This is a genomic window from Pseudomonas sp. LLC-1, from assembly GCF_002992185.1.
Taxonomy (GTDB): Bacteria; Pseudomonadota; Gammaproteobacteria; order Pseudomonadales; family Pseudomonadaceae; genus Aquipseudomonas; species Aquipseudomonas monteilii.
Map to the genome: position 1 here is coordinate 279,671 of NZ_LUVY01000014.1, position 15,093 is coordinate 294,763.

Consider the following 15,093-nt stretch of genomic DNA (forward strand, 5'->3'; position numbering starts at 1 on the left):
TATCTATTCGCCGTAAGACTATGCAACAGGCGGTTCCAGCAGCAGGCCGTAGAGACCCGAGTCGGACAACTCGCCGGCCACGCACCAGCGTGCCCGCAGCGTGCCTTCCAGCACGAAACCCTGGCGCTCCAGCGTGCGTGCCGAGCCTTGGTTGCGTGGGTCGATTTCGCCTTCAAGGCGGCGCATGTGCAGGGTGTGGGCGAGGTAGTCGATGAAGCAGGTCAATGCCTCGTCCATGTAGCCCCTGCCCTGCACCGCGCTGGCCAGGCAGTAGCCGATTTCGCCACGGCGGGAGACATCGTCGATGTTGAACAGCTGTACCATGCCGATGAGTTCGCCGTTGTCGCGGCGGTACATGCCGAGCTTGAGCTGGTCGCCATTGGCATAGGCTTCTCGGTCGGCGGCCAGGGCGCTTTCGGCTTCGGCCAGGTCTTGCCAGGGGGCATGGTGCCAATAACGCATGACCTCGGGGTCGGCCATGATCGCCAGCCATTGCGCGGCATCGGCATGGCGCATGGGGCGCAAGTGCAGACGCGGGCTGTCGAGGCAGAGGTCACTGGGGAAACTGCGGGGTGGGGTCACGCCGGATCTCCTGTCCATTGCTGGGGAGATGACAGTTTAACGTCAAGCGCAGGGTTCGGGCATCCCGGGGCTGCTGCGCAGCCCATCGCGACAAAGGGCCGCTCCACCGAGACCGTGCCAGCTTTCTCAGAGTGGGTACTTCTGCAGGTTCGCCATCATCTGCTGCAGCGCCTGCAGGCTGTCCTGCGGGTGCACGGCGCCGTCAAAGTCGCCAATCCGCGCCCAGTTTTCCGCCACCTGCTCCGGGGTAAAGCCTTCGCGCGGGTCAAAGCCCACCCCCAGGCTGCGCTCCCAGCGCACTTTGCCCACCCAGCCGCCACCCACTTCGAACAGTTCGCCCGTGCCCTGGCACTGCTCGCTGCCCAGGTACACCACCAGCGGGCTGACCAGTTCCGGCTTGAGCCGCTCGAAGACCTGAGGCGGGATCAGCCCTTCGGTCATGCGGGTGCCGCCGGTAGGGGCGATGGCGTTCACCAGAATGCCGTGCTTGCGCCCTTCGATTGCCAACGTGCGGGTCAGCCCGTACAAGCCAAGCTTGGCCATGCCGTAGTTGGCCTGGCCGAAATTGCCGTAGATACCAGAGGTGGAGGCGGTGAAGATCACCCGCCCCCAGTTCTGATCGCGCAGGTGTGGCCAGGCGGCACGGGTGACCTTGAAGGCCCCTTCCACATGCACCTGATAAACCTGCTCCCAGTCGCTGTCGTCCATCTTGTGGAACGTCTTGTCGCGCAGGATGCCGGCATTGTTCACCAGCACATCGACCCGGCCGAAGCTGTCGAGGGCCTGCTCGACGATGCGCGCACCCTGGCTGACCGAGTCATGGTTGGCGATGGCGGTGCCACCGGCGGCGCGGATCTCTTCTACCACCCGGTCGGCAGCCGAAGCGCTGGCACCTTCACCGTGGGTAGAGCCGCCGAGGTCGTTGACCACGACCCTGGCCCCCCGCGCGGCGAACAGCAGCGCATGGGCGCGGCCCAGGCCACCGCCAGCCCCGGTGACGATCACCACGCGATCTTGCAGACGGACAGGCTCGCTCATGCTCATGGCTCCAGGCAGGTTCAGGTCAGCCAAGTGTCCGCCGCCAGCGGCAGGCGGACAATCAAGCTCACGCAGGCTGAATGCCTGGCAATAACGCAGGGCGATGAGGCCCGGTCAGGACCACGCCACTTTCTGCGGGTAATAGCTCAGCGGCTGTTCACGAAAAGCCAGGTAGTGGCGCAGGACCTGCACAGGCGCCTCGGTGTGCGGGTAATGGCCGATGCCCTGCAACTGCACGGTATCCGGCTCCGGCACCAGTTGCCGATAACGCTCCAGCATGTGCCCGCCGGAAAGTGGGTCAACCACGCCATTGATGAAGCGCAGGGGTACGCCTTTGCGCTGCATCGCCCCGACCCAGCGTTCGCGATGCAACCTGCGCTCGGGCATGTAGCTCACCAGCTTGTGCAGGATGCGCGTGCCCCGGTTGGCGGCGATCAGGCTCCAGAAATCATCCAGGGCACTTTCGCTGGGGTGGGTGCAGGGGCCGTAGACCTGGGTCACGTTGCGCACCAGGTCGTCACGCCCGAACGAGCGCCCGACCAGCCAGCCGAACCGGCTAAGCAGCAGTTTCTGGATCAGCAGCATGCGGCAGCTTTCGGGGAACAGGCCGCTGTTGAGGAACACGCAGCTGGCTATGTCGGCACGCTGTTCGTGGTGCCGCGCCAGCAGTTCCTGGGCCACGCTGCCGCCGTAGTCATGAGCCAACAGGTGCACAGGCTGGTCGACCTGCAAGTGGCCGAGCAAGGCCTGCTGCAGGTCGGCTTGCTCCATCAGGCTGTACGCGTGATCGACCGGCTTGGCCGAGTCGCCAAAACCGAGCATGTCGCAAGCGATCACCCGAAAGCGTTGGGTCAAAGGCCCCCACAGGTAGTGCCAGTCCCAGCTGGCCGTGGGGAAGCCGTGTAACAGAAGCAGGGGCTCTCCTTGCCCTGCGGTCCAGTAGCGGATGCTCTGGCCCCGGAAGTTGAAGCTTTGTCCCCGGGTACGCCAGACGCACAATGGAATTTCGGCCATAGGCATCAGAAGTAACCCGGTGAAGTGATAGGGACGGGATAGGGCAAGGCTGCGGTCATTGCATGTCACCTCGGCACATACATGTGCTCTCTATGTCGAGGCAAAGTCTAGCCAGCAGCCCACTGGCTGGAACTTGCGTTGCCAGCCAGCTTGATGACTGTGCGAGTCAGTGGCACGAACGGTCAGAGCAACAGCGCCAGCAACGGTGCCGCGAACAGGTTCAGCAAGCCGGTCAGCACCATGACCAGGCCGGCCACCGAGCCTTCCTCGCGGCCCACCTCCTGTGCCCGGCTGACCCCGGCACCGTGCGCACCGACACCAAACAGCGCACCCCGTGCCAGCGGCGTGCGCAACGGCAACCAACGCAGCAGCACGCCGCCGAACATGGCGCCGAGTACACCGGTGAACATCACGAACACCGCTGTCAGCTCTGGCACGCCACCCAGGTCATGGGCCAACGGCATGGCAAACGGCGTGGTAATCGAACGCGGCACCAGCGACAGGCTGGTCGCGCTGTCCAGCGCCAGCAGGTGCGCCAGCCCCCAGGAACTGGCGATCGAGGCACTGCTGCCAGCGACCATGCCCACCATCAGCGCCGGCCAATGGCGCGCCAGCATCGCCCGCTGCTGCCAGATGGGCACCGCGAAGGCGACGGTCACCGGGCCAAGCACGCTCATCAACCAATGGGTATTGCGCGCATATTCGGCATACGCGGTGTGCAGCGGCACCGCCACCGCCAACAACAGCACCGGTACCAGGATCAACGGCGACAGCAGGTAGCGCCCGCTGCGCCGGTACAGCCAACGGCTGCCCAGGTAGGCCAGCAAGGTCAGGGCCAGCCAGAACAGCGGCATGGGTTCAAGGCTCATGGCGCAACCTCCAGCGGCACACCAGTTCCACGGTGAGCGCGGTCACCACCATCACCATCAGCGTGCTCACGGCGATCACCAGCAAGATGCGCCAGCCCTCCTCACGGATCAGCGAGCCGTAGTCCAGCAGGCTCATCAACGCCGGAATGAAGAACAGCAGCATCTCGGCCATCAGCCAGCCGGCGCCCAGTTGCAGCATGGCCGGCTTGAGCACACCGGACGCGAACAGTATCAGCAGCAGTGCCAGGCCCATCACGCCGCCGGGGATCGGCCAACCCAACCAGGTGGCAAGCTGGCCTCCCAGCAGAAACAAGGCACAAAGAATCGCCAGCTCGACAAGCAGGCGCAGGGCTTTTTTCAACAATGCGGGTTTCATGGCGGGGGTTCCTCGACAGGCCCTCATTTTAAGATTTGGCTGCCTAGGCCAGAAGCGAATTGTTAGACTGATCGCCATTCCAGAATGGAATTCAGAGCATGGAATTCAAACAGCTGCGCAGTTTTATCGAAGTGGTCCACCGCGGTGGTTTTACCCAGGCCGCGCAAACCCTGCACATCAGTCAATCGGCCGTGAGCAAGCAGGTGGCGCAGCTGGAGCAAGATGTGGGCCAGCCGCTGCTGGAGCGCCAGGCCTCCCAGCTGCACCTGACAGCGGCCGGGCGCATTGTGCTGGAGCGCGGCGAAGCCCTGCTGCGCCAGCGCCAGGCGCTGCTCAACGAACTGGACGACCTCAGCCAGATGGAGCGCGGCGAACTGCGCCTGGGCTTGCCGATGTTGGGCAGTGACGCCTTGTTCGCCGGGCTTTTTGCCGAGTACCGGCGACGTCACCCGAACATCGCGATCCAGTTGCTGGAAGGCGGTAGCCGCAGTGTCGAACAGGCGGTCAAGAGTGGAGAGCTGGAACTGGGTGGTAGCCTGACACCCAGCGACGAGGCGTTCGACTACCAGCCATTCTGCAACGAGCCATTGGATGCCCTGTTGCCGGCGGGGCATTCATTGGCGAGCCTGGACGGGGTGGACCTGGGGCAACTGGCCGATACGCCGTTCCTGTTGTATCAACGCAGCTTTGTGCTCAACGACCGGCTGCTGAAGGCGTGCCAGCAACAGGGCTTTACCCCGAAGGAAGGCGGCCGCAGTGGCCAGGCAGATTTTTTGGCGGCGTTGGTGGCGGCAGGCCAGGGCGTGGTGTTGCTGCCCCGTGTGGTGGCAAAAGCGCTGGAGCGCCCTGGGGTGGTGCGTTTGCCGCTACGTTCGCCGGCGGATTTGCGCTGGGATATCGCCTTTATCTGGCGGCGTGGCGCCTACCTGTCACGGGCGGCGCAGGCGTGGTTGGCATTGTTGCGCGAACCTCACGCCTGACGCGCTTTTTTATGTGGCCTTAGGGTCAGGCTTTCAGTGCGATTGCCAATTCAGCCAACCACGGCTCGGCATCCGCCTCTGGGGTCACGGTCTCGCTGGCATCCAGGCGCAGCATCGGCTGCACCTCACGCACACCCAATTCGGCAAACAGCTCGCGCATCTGCTCGCCACCGCCGCAATAGGTATCACCGTAGCTGGAGTCACCCAGTGCAATCACCGCACCCGGCAGACCACGCCAGGCCGCAGGCAAGGTATCGCGAAGGGTGCTGTACAGTGGCATGAGGTTGTCCGGCAGTTCGCCCATGCCGGTGGTCGAGGTCACGGCCAGCAAGGCGTCGGGGGCAAAACCTTCAAGGTCCTGCTGGGTGGCACGTGCCGCATGCCAGGCCTCCAGGCCCGCTGCCTTGAGCAGCGTTTCAGCGTGACGGGCGACTTCTTCGGCGGTGCCATAGACCGATCCGGAAATAATGGCGACTTTCATCGGGTAGAGGATTCCGAAACTGAGTGAAAACGTAGGATACTAGCATCCAGCGCTGGCAAAAGGCCGCCTCTACCAAAGTCGCCGTCCTCAGCCCCTCTTTGCCCAATGGCCCGAACATGATCAATGCGCAATTGCTGCAATCGATGGTCGATGCGTCCAATGACGGGATCGTGGTTGCCGAACAGGAAGGCGACGACACCATCCTGATCTACGTGAACGCCGCCTTCGAACGCCTGACCGGCTACAGCCGCGATGAAATCCTCTATCAGGATTGCCGCTTTCTGCAGGCGGACGACCGTGACCAGCTTGCCCGCGCACGTATCCGCAGGGCCTTGGCCGAAGGCCGCCCCTGCCGCGAAGTGCTGCGCAATTACCGCAAGGATGGCAGCGCCTTCTGGAACGAGCTGTCGATTACCCCGGTAAGGCACGCCGCGGATCAGCGCACCTACTTCATCGGTATCCAGAAAGACGTCAGCCGCCAGGTCGAACTGGAACGGCAACTGGCGGAACTGTGCGCTCGTCCGAAACCCGACGAACGCGCTTGAACCAAGTACGCCATGCACGGTCAATCCCGATGAAGAAATCGCCACCACCGAGTTCGATCATGCAAGCAGACGTGCTCCTGACCCAGGACGAGCTGGACTTCATCCAGAACATGCAGCATTCGCCGCAATTGAACGTGGCCGACTCCATGTCGAGCCTGCTGGTCAATGGCGACCGCCGCATCCAGAGCCTGCTCACCCGGCTGGTGGCGAACGAACAGGTTACCTTGCAGGCCCAGTTCAACAACCAACAGATCAGCTTCCCCCTGCAATTGGTAGAGGACGAGTTCCACGCCCTGCACCTGCAACTGGGTTCACCGGAAATCTACGAAGACGGCCCCATGCTGCGCCCTTGGCGCCTGTCGATGGACCAGCCGAGCGCACTGCTCGATGCCCATGACGAGATCAGCGGCCTGTGGGTGCGTGATATTTCCTTCAAAGGTGTGCTGCTGGAAGTCCGTGACCTGCCCTCGCCACCCGCCCGCTTCGAACTGCGCTTCGCCCCCGGCGGCATCAGCCCGATCGAACTGCACGGCGTACTGGGCCGGCGCATTGGCCCGGACCTGGCGGCCTACGACCTCAGCCAAAGCCCGGCCGAAGAAATCGAGCGTCTGCGCGACTACATCCTCCAGGCCCACCGTCGGGCCCACCCCGACCTGCACACTCAGGTATCTAGCTGACCTGCCAGAAACTGCCGCAACCGCTGGCGCATGACACCACCCTGCGCTCCCAGGCAGGCGATAGCACTGCCAGCCAGACTGGCCTGTGCCACTTCCGCCGCCTCACCGGCCAGTAACAACGGGCAGTCCAATACCGCCGCCAGGCGAGCCAAGTGCCGGATGAGTTCTGCGGTAGGCGGCTGATGGGAAAACAGCACCAGGGCATCCGGCTTCAGGCGTTCGCAAACCAGCGCCAGCTCCTGCAGTGGCTGCCCGCTCGCCAACGGGGTCACACCTGTTTCGTCACTGCCCAGGATCAGGCTGGTGACCAGCAGCTCAAGCTCATGGCACTGTCCCGGTAATGGCGCCAACAGCACGGTGCGGCTACGCGGCACATGGGCAAGCTGCAAACGAGCGAATACCCGACCGCGCAAGAACTGGTCAAAGAACAGCCATTCACTGGCCTGCCCATAGCCGCCCTGGCGGACGGCCATGTCGTGCCACACAGGCATGAACACTTCGCTGAAAACCTGGTCCAGGGTGCTGGCGGCAAACACCTCCTGGAAAAGCAGATCAAGGCCCGCCACGTCGAAACGCTGCACCGCCAGGCGGATCTGGTGCTGCCAGCGTAGCCAGGCGTCCGTCGCATCACCGGCCTGGCCGGCAAGGGCATGGCCACGCGCAAGAATACTGCCCACTTTGCTGACCGCCACACCGCGCTCCAGCCACCCGAGGATACGGCGGATTTCATCGATATCGGCCTGGGAATACAGGCGGTGGCCACTGTCGGTACGGATCGGCTGGATCAGGCCATAACGACGCTCCCAGGCCCGCAGGGTCACAGCGTTGACACCGGTCAGACGGGAAACTTCACGAATTGGAAACAGCTCCTGCTGTTCGAAACTCGCATCGATCACCGGACTACGTCCCTGTTCGTTCATCTGCACGAGCTACCCTGGGTGCGGAAGTTGAACGCGCATTCTACTACGACGGCATCGGTCGCAGGGTGCAACCGTTCGCCGCCCGACGTTTGCCGAATATTGCAGATACGCGATAATCCGCGCCCGATTCTTGCATGCACGCCTGTGTTGCCCACCACCCCGGGCCACACAGCCAAAGGGGCCAGCTACCCGCCAGCCCCGTTGCCAGGAGATACACAATGTCTACCCCACCCGTCACCCTGATGGTGTCGCGCCGCGCCGCCCATGGCCGCTACCAGGACTTGCTGGCCTGGTTGCATGAAGGCGAGCAGCTGGCCACCGACTTTCCCGGCTACCTTGGCTCGGGCATCCTTGCCCCGCCCCGCGATGGCGACGAATTCCAGATTATCTTCCGCTTCAGCGACGAGCCTACCCTGCATGCCTGGGAACACTCCGCCTCGCGCCGGGCCTGGTTGCAACGCGGCAACGGCCTGTTCGAACGCCCCAAAGAGGCGCGCGTAAGTGGTATTGACGACTGGTTTGGCACCAACATGGTGCAAAAACCACCCCGCTGGAAGCAGGCCGTGGCAATCTGGCTGGCATTCTTCCCGGTCTCGTTGCTGTTCAACCTGCTGTTCGGCCACTGGTTGGCAGCGCTGGACCTGGTACCCCGGGTACTGCTCAGCACCCTGGCGCTGACACCCGTGATGGTCTACCTGTTCATCCCCCTGTCCACCCGCCTGCTGGCCGGTTGGCTGCATGCCACCCCAACGCCCCCTGGCGCCCTGCGCAGCCGCTGAGGGCAGGCCATACAACAGGGAAACAGTTCGGGTATGCTGGGTGGCAACCAAAGGACAGACAAGTTGACCGCCCGAACATGAACAGCCCCATTCTCGTTACCGGAGCCAGCCAGCGCGTCGGGCTGGCCTTGGCCCTTGAACTGGCACAGGCCGGCCATACGGTGGTCAGTGCCAGCCGCAGTGTCCAGCCACAGACGGCCCACCCGAACATCGTGCAGTTCCAGGCCGACCTGTGCCAGGCAGCCGACCGCCAGGCCCTGATCGATCACCTGCACAGCCATTACGACGGCCTGCGCGCCATCATCCACAATGCCTCGCTGTGGCTTGATGACGGGCTCGACAACCTCGAAACCATGTTCCGCCTGCACGTCGAAGCGCCCTACCACCTCAACCTGGCCCTGGGCGACCTGCTGGCCAGGGTGGACAAGGCCGACATCATCCACATCTGCGACGAAACGTCCTCACGCGGCAGCAAGAGCCACATCGGTTATGCCGCCACCAAGGCCGCGCTGCAGAACATGGTGCTGTCGTTCGCCGAAAAATATGCGCCCAAGGTGCATGTGAACGGTATCCTGCCTGGGCTGCTGATCCTCAAGGAAGGGGGCGATGAAGCCTACCGCCAGCAAACCCTGAAAAAGGCCTTGCTGGAATTCGAACCCGGCGCCGGCCCGCTGATCGAGACCGTCAAGTACCTGCTCGCCAGCCAGTACAGCACCGGCAGCCAGGTGGTCATCAACGGCGGCCGCCACTTGAAAAACCGCATGACTTGAGAGACGCCCATGACCCCACAGCAACAGCTCGAACTCGAAGCCGCCGCGTTCCGGCGCTTGGTCGAACACCTGCAAAAGCGCACCGACGTGCAGAACATCGACCTGATGAACCTGTCCGGTTTCTGCCGCAACTGCCTGTCCAAGTGGTACAAGGCCGCAGCGGACGAGCGCCAGCTCGACCTGAGCCTGGATGACGCCCGCGAAGCGGTGTACGGCATGCCCTACGCCGAGTGGAAAGCCCAACACCAGAAAGAAGCCAGCGCCGAACAACAAGCGGCGTTCGAAAAAGGAAAACCTCGTGACTGATCTGAACACCCTGCGCACCAGCCTGGCCAGCGGCCAACATGTATTTGCCAATACCCTGGCGTTCATTGCCGACAATTACAGCTACCAGCCTCAGGCCTTCAACAATGGTGGCGTGGAAAATGCGGCTGGGCAGAACGAAGGTTCGTGCAAGACGTTGGGCCTGGCACTGCTGGAAGGGCTGAGCGATCAGGAAGCGCTGCTGGCCTTTGGCGAGCATTACCGTGATGTGGTTGCCACGCCTGAGGGTAGCGACCATGGCAATATCCGTGCGCTGATCAAGCATGGGCTGGCGGGTGTGAAGTTTGCCGGGCAGCCTCTGGCGCGCAAGGCTTGAGATAGCCGGGGCCGCTTTGCGGCCCATCGCGACGCAAGGCCGCTCCCACAAGGGATCGCATGCTTCCTGTGGGAGCGGCCTTGTGTCGCGAAAGGGCTGCAAAGCAGCCCCAAAATTCTGCGCCGACCATCAATCCATGATGTTGCCAGGGCCCCCTTCCTCCAGCCCTCCCTGCTGCAACCATTGCAAGGCCACTGGCCACAGGCTTTCGCGAAACCGGTCATGGAAGAACGCGAAATGGCCGATCTCCTCGACCGAGATATCCACAGGCGCGATGCGCAGGTGCTTACGCTCGGCCCCCTGTACATAACTCAGCAATCGCTCGGTCGCCGCCACGGTGCCGAAGGGGTCATCGGTCAGGCTGATGGCCAGCGTTGCCGCCCGCACATGAGCGAACGGTAGCGCCTCCAGGCCACGGCCGCTGGGCCGGTGTTCGTAACGCGGTGTACGCGTGGTCCAGTCGTGCACCACGCCGGACGGCGTGTCTTCCAGCCACCCCAGGCGCTTGCCGGGGAAGTAGCCGAACACTCGGGTCAATAGCGGCATCACCACATGCCACTTGCCAAACAGCTGCCAGCGCTGCTCAGCCGCATAATCGCGCCAGTAGGCAAACTGCGCGCCCACCATCACCACCCGGCGCACCCGGCTGGCAGAAGGCGCCAGGCCCACTGCGCAGCCGCCGAAACTGTGCCCCACCACATCCACCGGCTGGCCAGGGAAATGCGTTGCCGCATGCGCCAGCATGGCTTCGAAATCGAGCCTGCCCCAGTCGCTCCATGAAGCCTGAAAACCGCGCAGTGACGCCGGACGCGACTCGCCGATACCCCGGTAATCGTAGGTCAGCACATCGAAGCCCTGGGCGAACAGGAAGTCGGCAAAGCGTGAGTAATAGCGGCAGCGTACCGAAGTGGCAGCGTTGATGATCACCAGCGGGCGCTGGGGGTCTGGTTGGGCGTGGCGCCAGCAGAAACCGCCGAGGCTGTAACCGTCGGCTGCGGGGTGGCGAAAGGCTGTGGCGGGTTGGGTGAGGCTGCTCATGGCGCATTCCCTGTTGTTGTGCGCCAAAACTAGCAAAGATTTTATAGCCTGTACCGGCCCGTTCGCAGGTGAACCCGCAAAAGGGCCGGTACAGGCTATCGCCGATTACAGCTCGACGCAGTCGAACTTCACATCGGTAGCCACGTCTTCGTCGTAGTTGACGTCAGCACGCTCGAAGCCGAACAGGTTGAGGAACTGCTTCTTGTAACCGGCATAGTCGGTCAGCTCGAACAGGTTCTCGGTGGTCACCTGTGGCCACAGGGCCTTGCAGGCGCTCTGCACGTCGTCACGCAGTTCCCAGTCGTCCAGACGCAGGCGGCCCTTCTCGTCGACTTCGGCCGGCGCACCGTCGGCACGGTACATGCGGTCGCGGTACATGCGGTCCAGTTGGTCCTGGGTGCCTTCGTGAACGCCCTTCTCCTGCATGATCTTGAAGACCATCGACAGGTACAGCGGCATCACCGGGATGGCCGAGCTGGCCTGGGTGACCACCGACTTCAGCACCGCCACGTTGGCGCCACCCTTGAGTTCGCCGGCCAGTTTCTGGTCCAGGCGCAGGGCAGTTTCGTCCAGGTCCTGCTTGGCCTGGCCCAGTGCGCCGTGCCAGTAGATCGGCCAGGTGATGTCGCTGCCGATGTAGCTGAAGGCCACGGTGCGGGCGCCTTCGGCCAGCACGTCAGCGCCCGCCAGGGCGTCGATCCACAGCTGCCAGTCCTGGCCACCCATGACGGTGACAGTGTCGGCGATTTCCTGCTCGGTGGCCGGCTCGATGCTGGCCTCGATGATGGTGTCCTTGTTGGTGTCGATGGCGGTCGATTTGTACGGCTGGCCGATTGGCTTCAGGGCCGAACGCACCAGTTCACCGGTCTGCGGCAGCTTGCGCACAGGCGAAGCCAGCGAGTAGATGACCAGGTCAACCTTGCCACCCATTTCGTTCTTGATCAGTTCGATGACTTTGGCACGGGCTTCGTCAGAGAAGGCGTCACCGTTGATCGACTTGCTGTACAGGCCCTCGGCCTTGGCAAACTTGTCGAAGGCAGCGGCGTTGTACCAGCCAGCAGTGCCGGCCTTGGTTTCGGTGCCTGGTTTTTCGAAGAACACGCCCAGGGTGTCGGCCTTGAAGCCGAACGCTGCGGTGATGCGGGCCGCCAGGCCATAGCCGCTGGAAGCACCGATGACCAGGACCTTCTTCGGGCCATCCTCGCGCACGCCCAGCTTGCGGGTGGCTTCGATCTGGTCACGGACGTTGAGCTCGCAGCCCTTCGGGTGAGTCGTGGTGCAGATGAAACCGCGAACCTTAGGATGAATGATGGCCAATGTCTGTACCTCGTCAGGTTTATGCCGGGGAAGCGCCGCTTGAGGCGATTCCGATTGATCAGAGGGTGAGACTACCCCCGCAGGTTATCCGACACATATTACGGGGTGATCAAAGGGATGCAAAACGGTGGCAACCTCAATCCGGCAGTAAAGCCGCTTTAAGCCAATCCAGAAACTGCCTGGCCAGCGGATCATCCTGGCTGTCCCGATGTACCAGACAAGCCCACGCGGGCCCGCGAACGCGCTGCGCCGACAACGCCTGCAAACGCCCCTCTTCCACTGCCCGCCGCGCCAGCAACTGGCTGACCAGCGCCACCCCAAGCCCCTCGCTCGCCGCATCCAGCAACAAACCGGGGTCGGAAAAGTTCAACCCTTTGCCCTGCTGCCCCACATCTTCGCCGCCTTCCAGTTGCCAGTGGCTCCAGTCCATCTCGCGCTCGCCATGCAGCGTGGTGCGCCGCTGTACCGGCGTTTGCAGCAAGGCTGGATGGCAAGCCGGGTACAACTGGTCCTGATGCAGCACGCTGAAACTGCACTCGGCCTGAGCACTGAGGTCGTCGCGGATGGCAAGGTCGATGGTTTCGGTGGCCATGTCCGGCACCTCGAAACTGGTGAACAACCACAAGTCCACGTCCGGGCAGCGCTGATGGAAGTCCGTCAGTCGCGGCAACAGCCAGTGCCTGGCAAACGCCGGGCTGGTATTCACCACCAACTGGTTGGGCTTGCGGTACTGGTCGAGCCGACGAATGCCCACGGCCAGGTGCTGCAGCAATGATTGCGTGGTACTGAGCAGGTCGTGCCCGGCGTCTGTCAGGCTCACGCTACGGCCACTGCGGTAGAACAGCGGCTGCTCCAGGTAGGTTTCCAGGCTGCGGATCTGCTGGCTGATGGCCGACTGAGTCAGGTTCAGCGCCTCGGCGGCCTTGTGGAAGCTGCCCAGCCGCGCGGCGGCCTCGAAGCCGCGCAGGGCATTCAGGGGTGGCCAGTGTTTAAGCATGATTGATAAGCCGTACTGATCAGATATGCGCTAAATCTATCGTTTGTCGCAGGCCACGCCTAGCCATAGCATGAACACCAACACCCGCGACGGCGGGCTTCGTTGATAAAAAACCCTAATAGATCGGAGTTCACTATGCACCTGTCCCTCGACAGCGGCTGGCGCATGCCCGCCGAATGGGCACGCCACGCGGCAACCTGGATGGTCTGGCCACACAATCAGGCCCTGTGGGAAAGCGGCTGGAACGTGCGCCTGGCCGATGTCCAGCAGGACTACGCCCGAGTCGCAGCGGCCATCGCCCGTTTCGAGCCGGTGAAGATGGTGGTCGACCCGTCCGCCGTGGCCAGCGCCCGCGCCCTGTGTGGTGCCAACATCGAGCTGATCGAACTGGCGGTGGACGACAGCTGGTGCCGTGACAGCGGCCCGAGCTTCGTCTGCCACCCGCAGCACGGCCTGGCCGGCCTGAGCTGGCGCTTCAATGCCTGGGGCGGCAAGTCGCAGCACAGCCTGGACCGCAGCCTGGGCCGGCGCATCCTAGACCAACTGGGCCTGGACGGGTTCAGCACTGCACTGTGCAACGAAGGGGGTGCGATTCATGTCGACGGCGAAGGCACGCTGATCACCACCGAATCGGTGCTGCTCAACCCCAACCGCAACCCTGGCGTGAGCAAGGCCGATTTCGAGGCCTGTTTCGCCCGCCACCTGGGCATCCGCAAGACCATCTGGTTGCCGGGTGACCCGCAGTACGTCACCGGCGACATGACCGACGGCCACGTCGATGGCGTGTGCGCCTTCGCCCGCCCTGGCGTGCTGCTGGTGGATGCCACCCGAGACCCGCATTCGGTGTACGCCGAAGTGGTGCGGGAAAACCGCCGCGCCCTGGAGCTGGCGACCGATGCGCAGGGCCGCCACTTCGAACTGCTCGACCTGTACGAGGCCAGCGCCGCCGTTGACCCGAATGCCGAGGTGTTCTGCGCCTCCTACACCAACTTCTACATCGCCAACGGCGCAATCATCATGCCGGCCTATGGCATCGCTGCCGACCAGGACGCAGCTGCGCAACTGGCCCACGCCTTCCCGGGCCGCGAGATCGTGCCGGTGCGCATCGACCACATTGCCCACGGCGGTGGCGGCATTCACTGCATCACCCAGCAACAGCCGCAGGTGCAGCCATGAGCCTGCTGCGCGTGGCCACCACGCAGATGCCGTGCAGCTGGAACCTGCCCGATAACCTCGACCGCGCCGAACAGCTGGTGCGCCAGGCTGCTGCCAAAGGTGCCCAGGTGATCCTGCTGCAAGAGCTGTTCGCCACCCCGTACTTCTGCATCGAACAGGACCACCAGCACCAGGCCCTCGCCCAGCCCTATCCCGACAGCCCGATACTGCAGCGCTTCGCGGCGCTGGCCGGCGAGCTGGGCGTGGTGCTACCGCTTAGCTGGTACGAGCGCGCCGGCAATGCCTTCTTCAACTCGCTGACCGTGGCCGATGCCGATGGCCGCCTGCTGGGGGTCTACCGCAAGACCCACATCCCCAACGCCATTGGCTATCAGGAGAAGGAATACTTCAGCCCCGGCGACACGGGCTTCAAGGTCTGGGACACCGCTTTCGGGCGACTGGGCATTGGTATCTGCTGGGACCAGTGGTTCCCCGAAACGGCCCGTTGCCTGGCCTTGATGGGTGCTGAAGTGCTGCTGTTCCCCACCGCCATCGGCTCCGAGCCCGGCTGCGCCGAACTGGACTCGCGTGACCATTGGCAAATAGCCATGCGCGGCCACGCCGCCGCCAACCTGCTGCCGGTGGTGGCGGCCAATCGCGTCGGTGAGGAGGTCGCGGCCAGCGATGCATCGTTGTCCATGCGCTTCTATGGCTCGTCGTTCATCTGTGACCACAAGGGCGCCATGCTCAGCGAAGCGGACCGCGACGACACGGGCATCTGGTTGCACGACCTGGACCTTGCAGCCATGCGCGAAGACCGCCTGAGCTGGGGCATCTACCGCGATCGTCGCCCAGAGATGTACGCCCCCCTGCTGACCCTGGACGGCAAGCATCCACACACCCTGAGGGCCTGAG

19 protein-coding genes are annotated in these 15,093 nt (G+C 63.6%); 9 read left to right on the plus strand and 10 right to left on the minus strand.

Annotation, left to right across the window (positions count from 1 at the left end; translation table 11 throughout):
- Positions 1-18 precede the first annotated feature (18 nt).
- The 5 genes from A0O30_RS14685 to A0O30_RS14705 form a co-directional block, all read right to left on the minus strand.
- The gene (locus A0O30_RS14685) at positions 19-582 is read right to left on the minus strand and encodes a GNAT family N-acetyltransferase (protein ID WP_016713234.1); all 564 of its coding nucleotides are present in this window, start codon (positions 580-582) and stop codon (positions 19-21) included.
- A gap of 126 nt (positions 583-708) precedes the next feature.
- Positions 709-1,620: an SDR family oxidoreductase gene (locus A0O30_RS14690; RefSeq protein ID WP_105946991.1), complete on the minus strand. Its 912-nt coding sequence runs from the start codon at positions 1,618-1,620 to the stop codon at positions 709-711.
- 114 nt (positions 1,621-1,734) lie between these two features.
- Positions 1,735-2,640 carry an alpha/beta fold hydrolase gene (locus A0O30_RS14695; protein ID WP_105946992.1) on the minus strand — a complete coding sequence of 302 codons (906 nt, stop codon included), beginning with the start codon at positions 2,638-2,640 and terminating at the stop codon, positions 1,735-1,737.
- A gap of 176 nt (positions 2,641-2,816) precedes the next feature.
- A complete protein-coding gene (locus tag A0O30_RS14700; RefSeq protein ID WP_016713477.1) occupies positions 2,817-3,503 on the minus strand; it encodes an LrgB family protein in 687 nt (228 codons plus the stop codon).
- Positions 3,493-3,879, minus strand: coding sequence for a CidA/LrgA family protein (locus A0O30_RS14705; protein ID WP_016713476.1), 387 nt, complete (start codon positions 3,877-3,879; stop codon positions 3,493-3,495). The genes A0O30_RS14700 and A0O30_RS14705 overlap by 11 nt, the downstream gene beginning before the upstream one ends.
- 98 nt (positions 3,880-3,977) lie before the next feature.
- Here A0O30_RS14705 and A0O30_RS14710 point away from each other — a divergent pair, with 98 nt between their 5' ends.
- A complete protein-coding gene (locus A0O30_RS14710; protein ID WP_105946993.1) occupies positions 3,978-4,859 on the plus strand; it encodes a LysR family transcriptional regulator in 882 nt (293 codons plus the stop codon).
- Between the two features lie 25 nt (positions 4,860-4,884).
- Here A0O30_RS14710 and A0O30_RS14715 read toward each other — a convergent pair whose 3' ends face one another.
- Entirely contained in the window at positions 4,885-5,340 is a 456-nt protein-coding gene (locus tag A0O30_RS14715) for a flavodoxin (protein ID WP_019098828.1), read from the minus strand.
- A 116-nt stretch (positions 5,341-5,456) separates the two neighbouring features.
- Here A0O30_RS14715 and A0O30_RS14720 point away from each other — a divergent pair, with 116 nt between their 5' ends.
- Positions 5,457-5,885 (plus strand): PAS domain S-box protein, encoded by a 429-nt coding sequence (locus A0O30_RS14720; protein ID WP_105946994.1) that lies wholly within the window; start codon positions 5,457-5,459, stop codon positions 5,883-5,885.
- A gap of 59 nt (positions 5,886-5,944) precedes the next feature.
- The gene (locus A0O30_RS14725) at positions 5,945-6,562 is read left to right on the plus strand and encodes a hypothetical protein (RefSeq protein ID WP_105946995.1); all 618 of its coding nucleotides are present in this window, start codon (positions 5,945-5,947) and stop codon (positions 6,560-6,562) included.
- Here A0O30_RS14725 and A0O30_RS14730 read toward each other — a convergent pair.
- Positions 6,547-7,482 carry a MerR family transcriptional regulator gene (locus tag A0O30_RS14730; protein ID WP_105946996.1) on the minus strand — a complete coding sequence of 312 codons (936 nt, stop codon included), beginning with the start codon at positions 7,480-7,482 and terminating at the stop codon, positions 6,547-6,549. The two genes, A0O30_RS14725 and A0O30_RS14730, sit on opposite strands and share 16 nt — an antisense overlap.
- A 218-nt stretch (positions 7,483-7,700) precedes the next feature.
- On the opposite strand from A0O30_RS14730, the gene A0O30_RS14735 reads away from it, so the two are divergent.
- The 4 genes from A0O30_RS14735 (at position 7,701) to A0O30_RS14750 (ending at position 9,671) form a co-directional block, all read left to right on the plus strand.
- The gene (locus A0O30_RS14735; RefSeq protein WP_105946997.1) at positions 7,701-8,261 is read left to right on the plus strand and encodes an antibiotic biosynthesis monooxygenase; all 561 of its coding nucleotides are present in this window, start codon (positions 7,701-7,703) and stop codon (positions 8,259-8,261) included.
- Between the two features lie 77 nt (positions 8,262-8,338).
- Positions 8,339-9,031 (plus strand): dihydromonapterin reductase, encoded by a 693-nt coding sequence (gene folM, locus A0O30_RS14740; protein WP_060499968.1) that lies wholly within the window; start codon positions 8,339-8,341, stop codon positions 9,029-9,031.
- Between the two features lie 9 nt (positions 9,032-9,040).
- Positions 9,041-9,337, plus strand: a complete 297-nt coding sequence (locus A0O30_RS14745) for a DUF1244 domain-containing protein (protein ID WP_012274156.1) — start codon at positions 9,041-9,043, stop codon at positions 9,335-9,337.
- The gene (locus tag A0O30_RS14750; protein ID WP_177410280.1) at positions 9,330-9,671 is read left to right on the plus strand and encodes a HopJ type III effector protein; all 342 of its coding nucleotides are present in this window, start codon (positions 9,330-9,332) and stop codon (positions 9,669-9,671) included. Before A0O30_RS14745 ends, A0O30_RS14750 begins: the two co-directional genes overlap by 8 nt.
- Positions 9,672-9,800: 129 nt before the next feature.
- On the opposite strand, the gene A0O30_RS14755 is transcribed toward A0O30_RS14750, so the two are convergent.
- From A0O30_RS14755 to A0O30_RS14765, 3 genes are all read right to left on the minus strand, one after another.
- Positions 9,801-10,709, minus strand: a complete 909-nt coding sequence (locus A0O30_RS14755; protein ID WP_105946999.1) for an alpha/beta fold hydrolase — start codon at positions 10,707-10,709, stop codon at positions 9,801-9,803.
- Between the two features lie 105 nt (positions 10,710-10,814).
- Positions 10,815-12,026, minus strand: a complete 1,212-nt coding sequence (gene fabV / locus A0O30_RS14760) for an enoyl-ACP reductase FabV (RefSeq protein ID WP_016713467.1) — start codon at positions 12,024-12,026, stop codon at positions 10,815-10,817.
- 136 nt (positions 12,027-12,162) lie between these two features.
- Positions 12,163-13,023 carry a LysR substrate-binding domain-containing protein gene (locus tag A0O30_RS14765; protein ID WP_105947000.1) on the minus strand — a complete coding sequence of 287 codons (861 nt, stop codon included), beginning with the start codon at positions 13,021-13,023 and terminating at the stop codon, positions 12,163-12,165.
- Between the two features lie 135 nt (positions 13,024-13,158).
- Here A0O30_RS14765 and A0O30_RS14770 point away from each other — a divergent pair, with 135 nt between their 5' ends.
- Together A0O30_RS14770 and aguB are read left to right on the plus strand one after the other, a co-directional pair.
- Positions 13,159-14,199: an agmatine/peptidylarginine deiminase gene (locus A0O30_RS14770; protein ID WP_105947001.1), complete on the plus strand. Its 1,041-nt coding sequence runs from the start codon at positions 13,159-13,161 to the stop codon at positions 14,197-14,199.
- The gene (gene aguB / locus A0O30_RS14775) at positions 14,196-15,092 is read left to right on the plus strand and encodes an N-carbamoylputrescine amidase (RefSeq protein WP_105947002.1); all 897 of its coding nucleotides are present in this window, start codon (positions 14,196-14,198) and stop codon (positions 15,090-15,092) included. The genes A0O30_RS14770 and aguB overlap by 4 nt, the downstream gene beginning before the upstream one ends.
- Position 15,093: the final 1 nt, after the last annotated feature.

Bases quoted from the DNA above. Each gene is read 5' to 3' on its own strand.
- A0O30_RS14690 (WP_105946991.1), bottom strand. From the start codon at position 1,620: ATGAGCGAGCCTGTCCGTCTGCAAGATCGCGTGGTGATCGTCACCGGG.
- A0O30_RS14695 (WP_105946992.1), bottom strand. From the start codon at position 2,640: ATGCCTATGGCCGAAATTCCATTGTGCGTCTGGCGTACCCGGGGACAA.
- A0O30_RS14700 (WP_016713477.1), bottom strand. From the start codon at position 3,503: ATGAGCCTTGAACCCATGCCGCTGTTCTGGCTGGCCCTGACCTTGCTG.
- A0O30_RS14705 (WP_016713476.1), bottom strand. From the start codon at position 3,879: ATGAAACCCGCATTGTTGAAAAAAGCCCTGCGCCTGCTTGTCGAGCTG.
- A0O30_RS14710 (WP_105946993.1), top strand. From the start codon at position 3,978: ATGGAATTCAAACAGCTGCGCAGTTTTATCGAAGTGGTCCACCGCGGT.
- A0O30_RS14715 (WP_019098828.1), bottom strand. From the start codon at position 5,340: ATGAAAGTCGCCATTATTTCCGGATCGGTCTATGGCACCGCCGAAGAA.
- A0O30_RS14720 (WP_105946994.1), top strand. From the start codon at position 5,457: ATGATCAATGCGCAATTGCTGCAATCGATGGTCGATGCGTCCAATGAC.
- A0O30_RS14725 (WP_105946995.1), top strand. From the start codon at position 5,945: ATGCAAGCAGACGTGCTCCTGACCCAGGACGAGCTGGACTTCATCCAG.
- A0O30_RS14730 (WP_105946996.1), bottom strand. From the start codon at position 7,482: ATGAACGAACAGGGACGTAGTCCGGTGATCGATGCGAGTTTCGAACAG.
- A0O30_RS14735 (WP_105946997.1), top strand. From the start codon at position 7,701: ATGTCTACCCCACCCGTCACCCTGATGGTGTCGCGCCGCGCCGCCCAT.
- folM (WP_060499968.1), top strand. From the start codon at position 8,339: ATGAACAGCCCCATTCTCGTTACCGGAGCCAGCCAGCGCGTCGGGCTG.
- A0O30_RS14745 (WP_012274156.1), top strand. From the start codon at position 9,041: ATGACCCCACAGCAACAGCTCGAACTCGAAGCCGCCGCGTTCCGGCGC.
- A0O30_RS14755 (WP_105946999.1), bottom strand. From the start codon at position 10,709: ATGAGCAGCCTCACCCAACCCGCCACAGCCTTTCGCCACCCCGCAGCC.
- A0O30_RS14765 (WP_105947000.1), bottom strand. From the start codon at position 13,023: ATGCTTAAACACTGGCCACCCCTGAATGCCCTGCGCGGCTTCGAGGCC.
- A0O30_RS14770 (WP_105947001.1), top strand. From the start codon at position 13,159: ATGCACCTGTCCCTCGACAGCGGCTGGCGCATGCCCGCCGAATGGGCA.
- aguB (WP_105947002.1), top strand. From the start codon at position 14,196: ATGAGCCTGCTGCGCGTGGCCACCACGCAGATGCCGTGCAGCTGGAAC.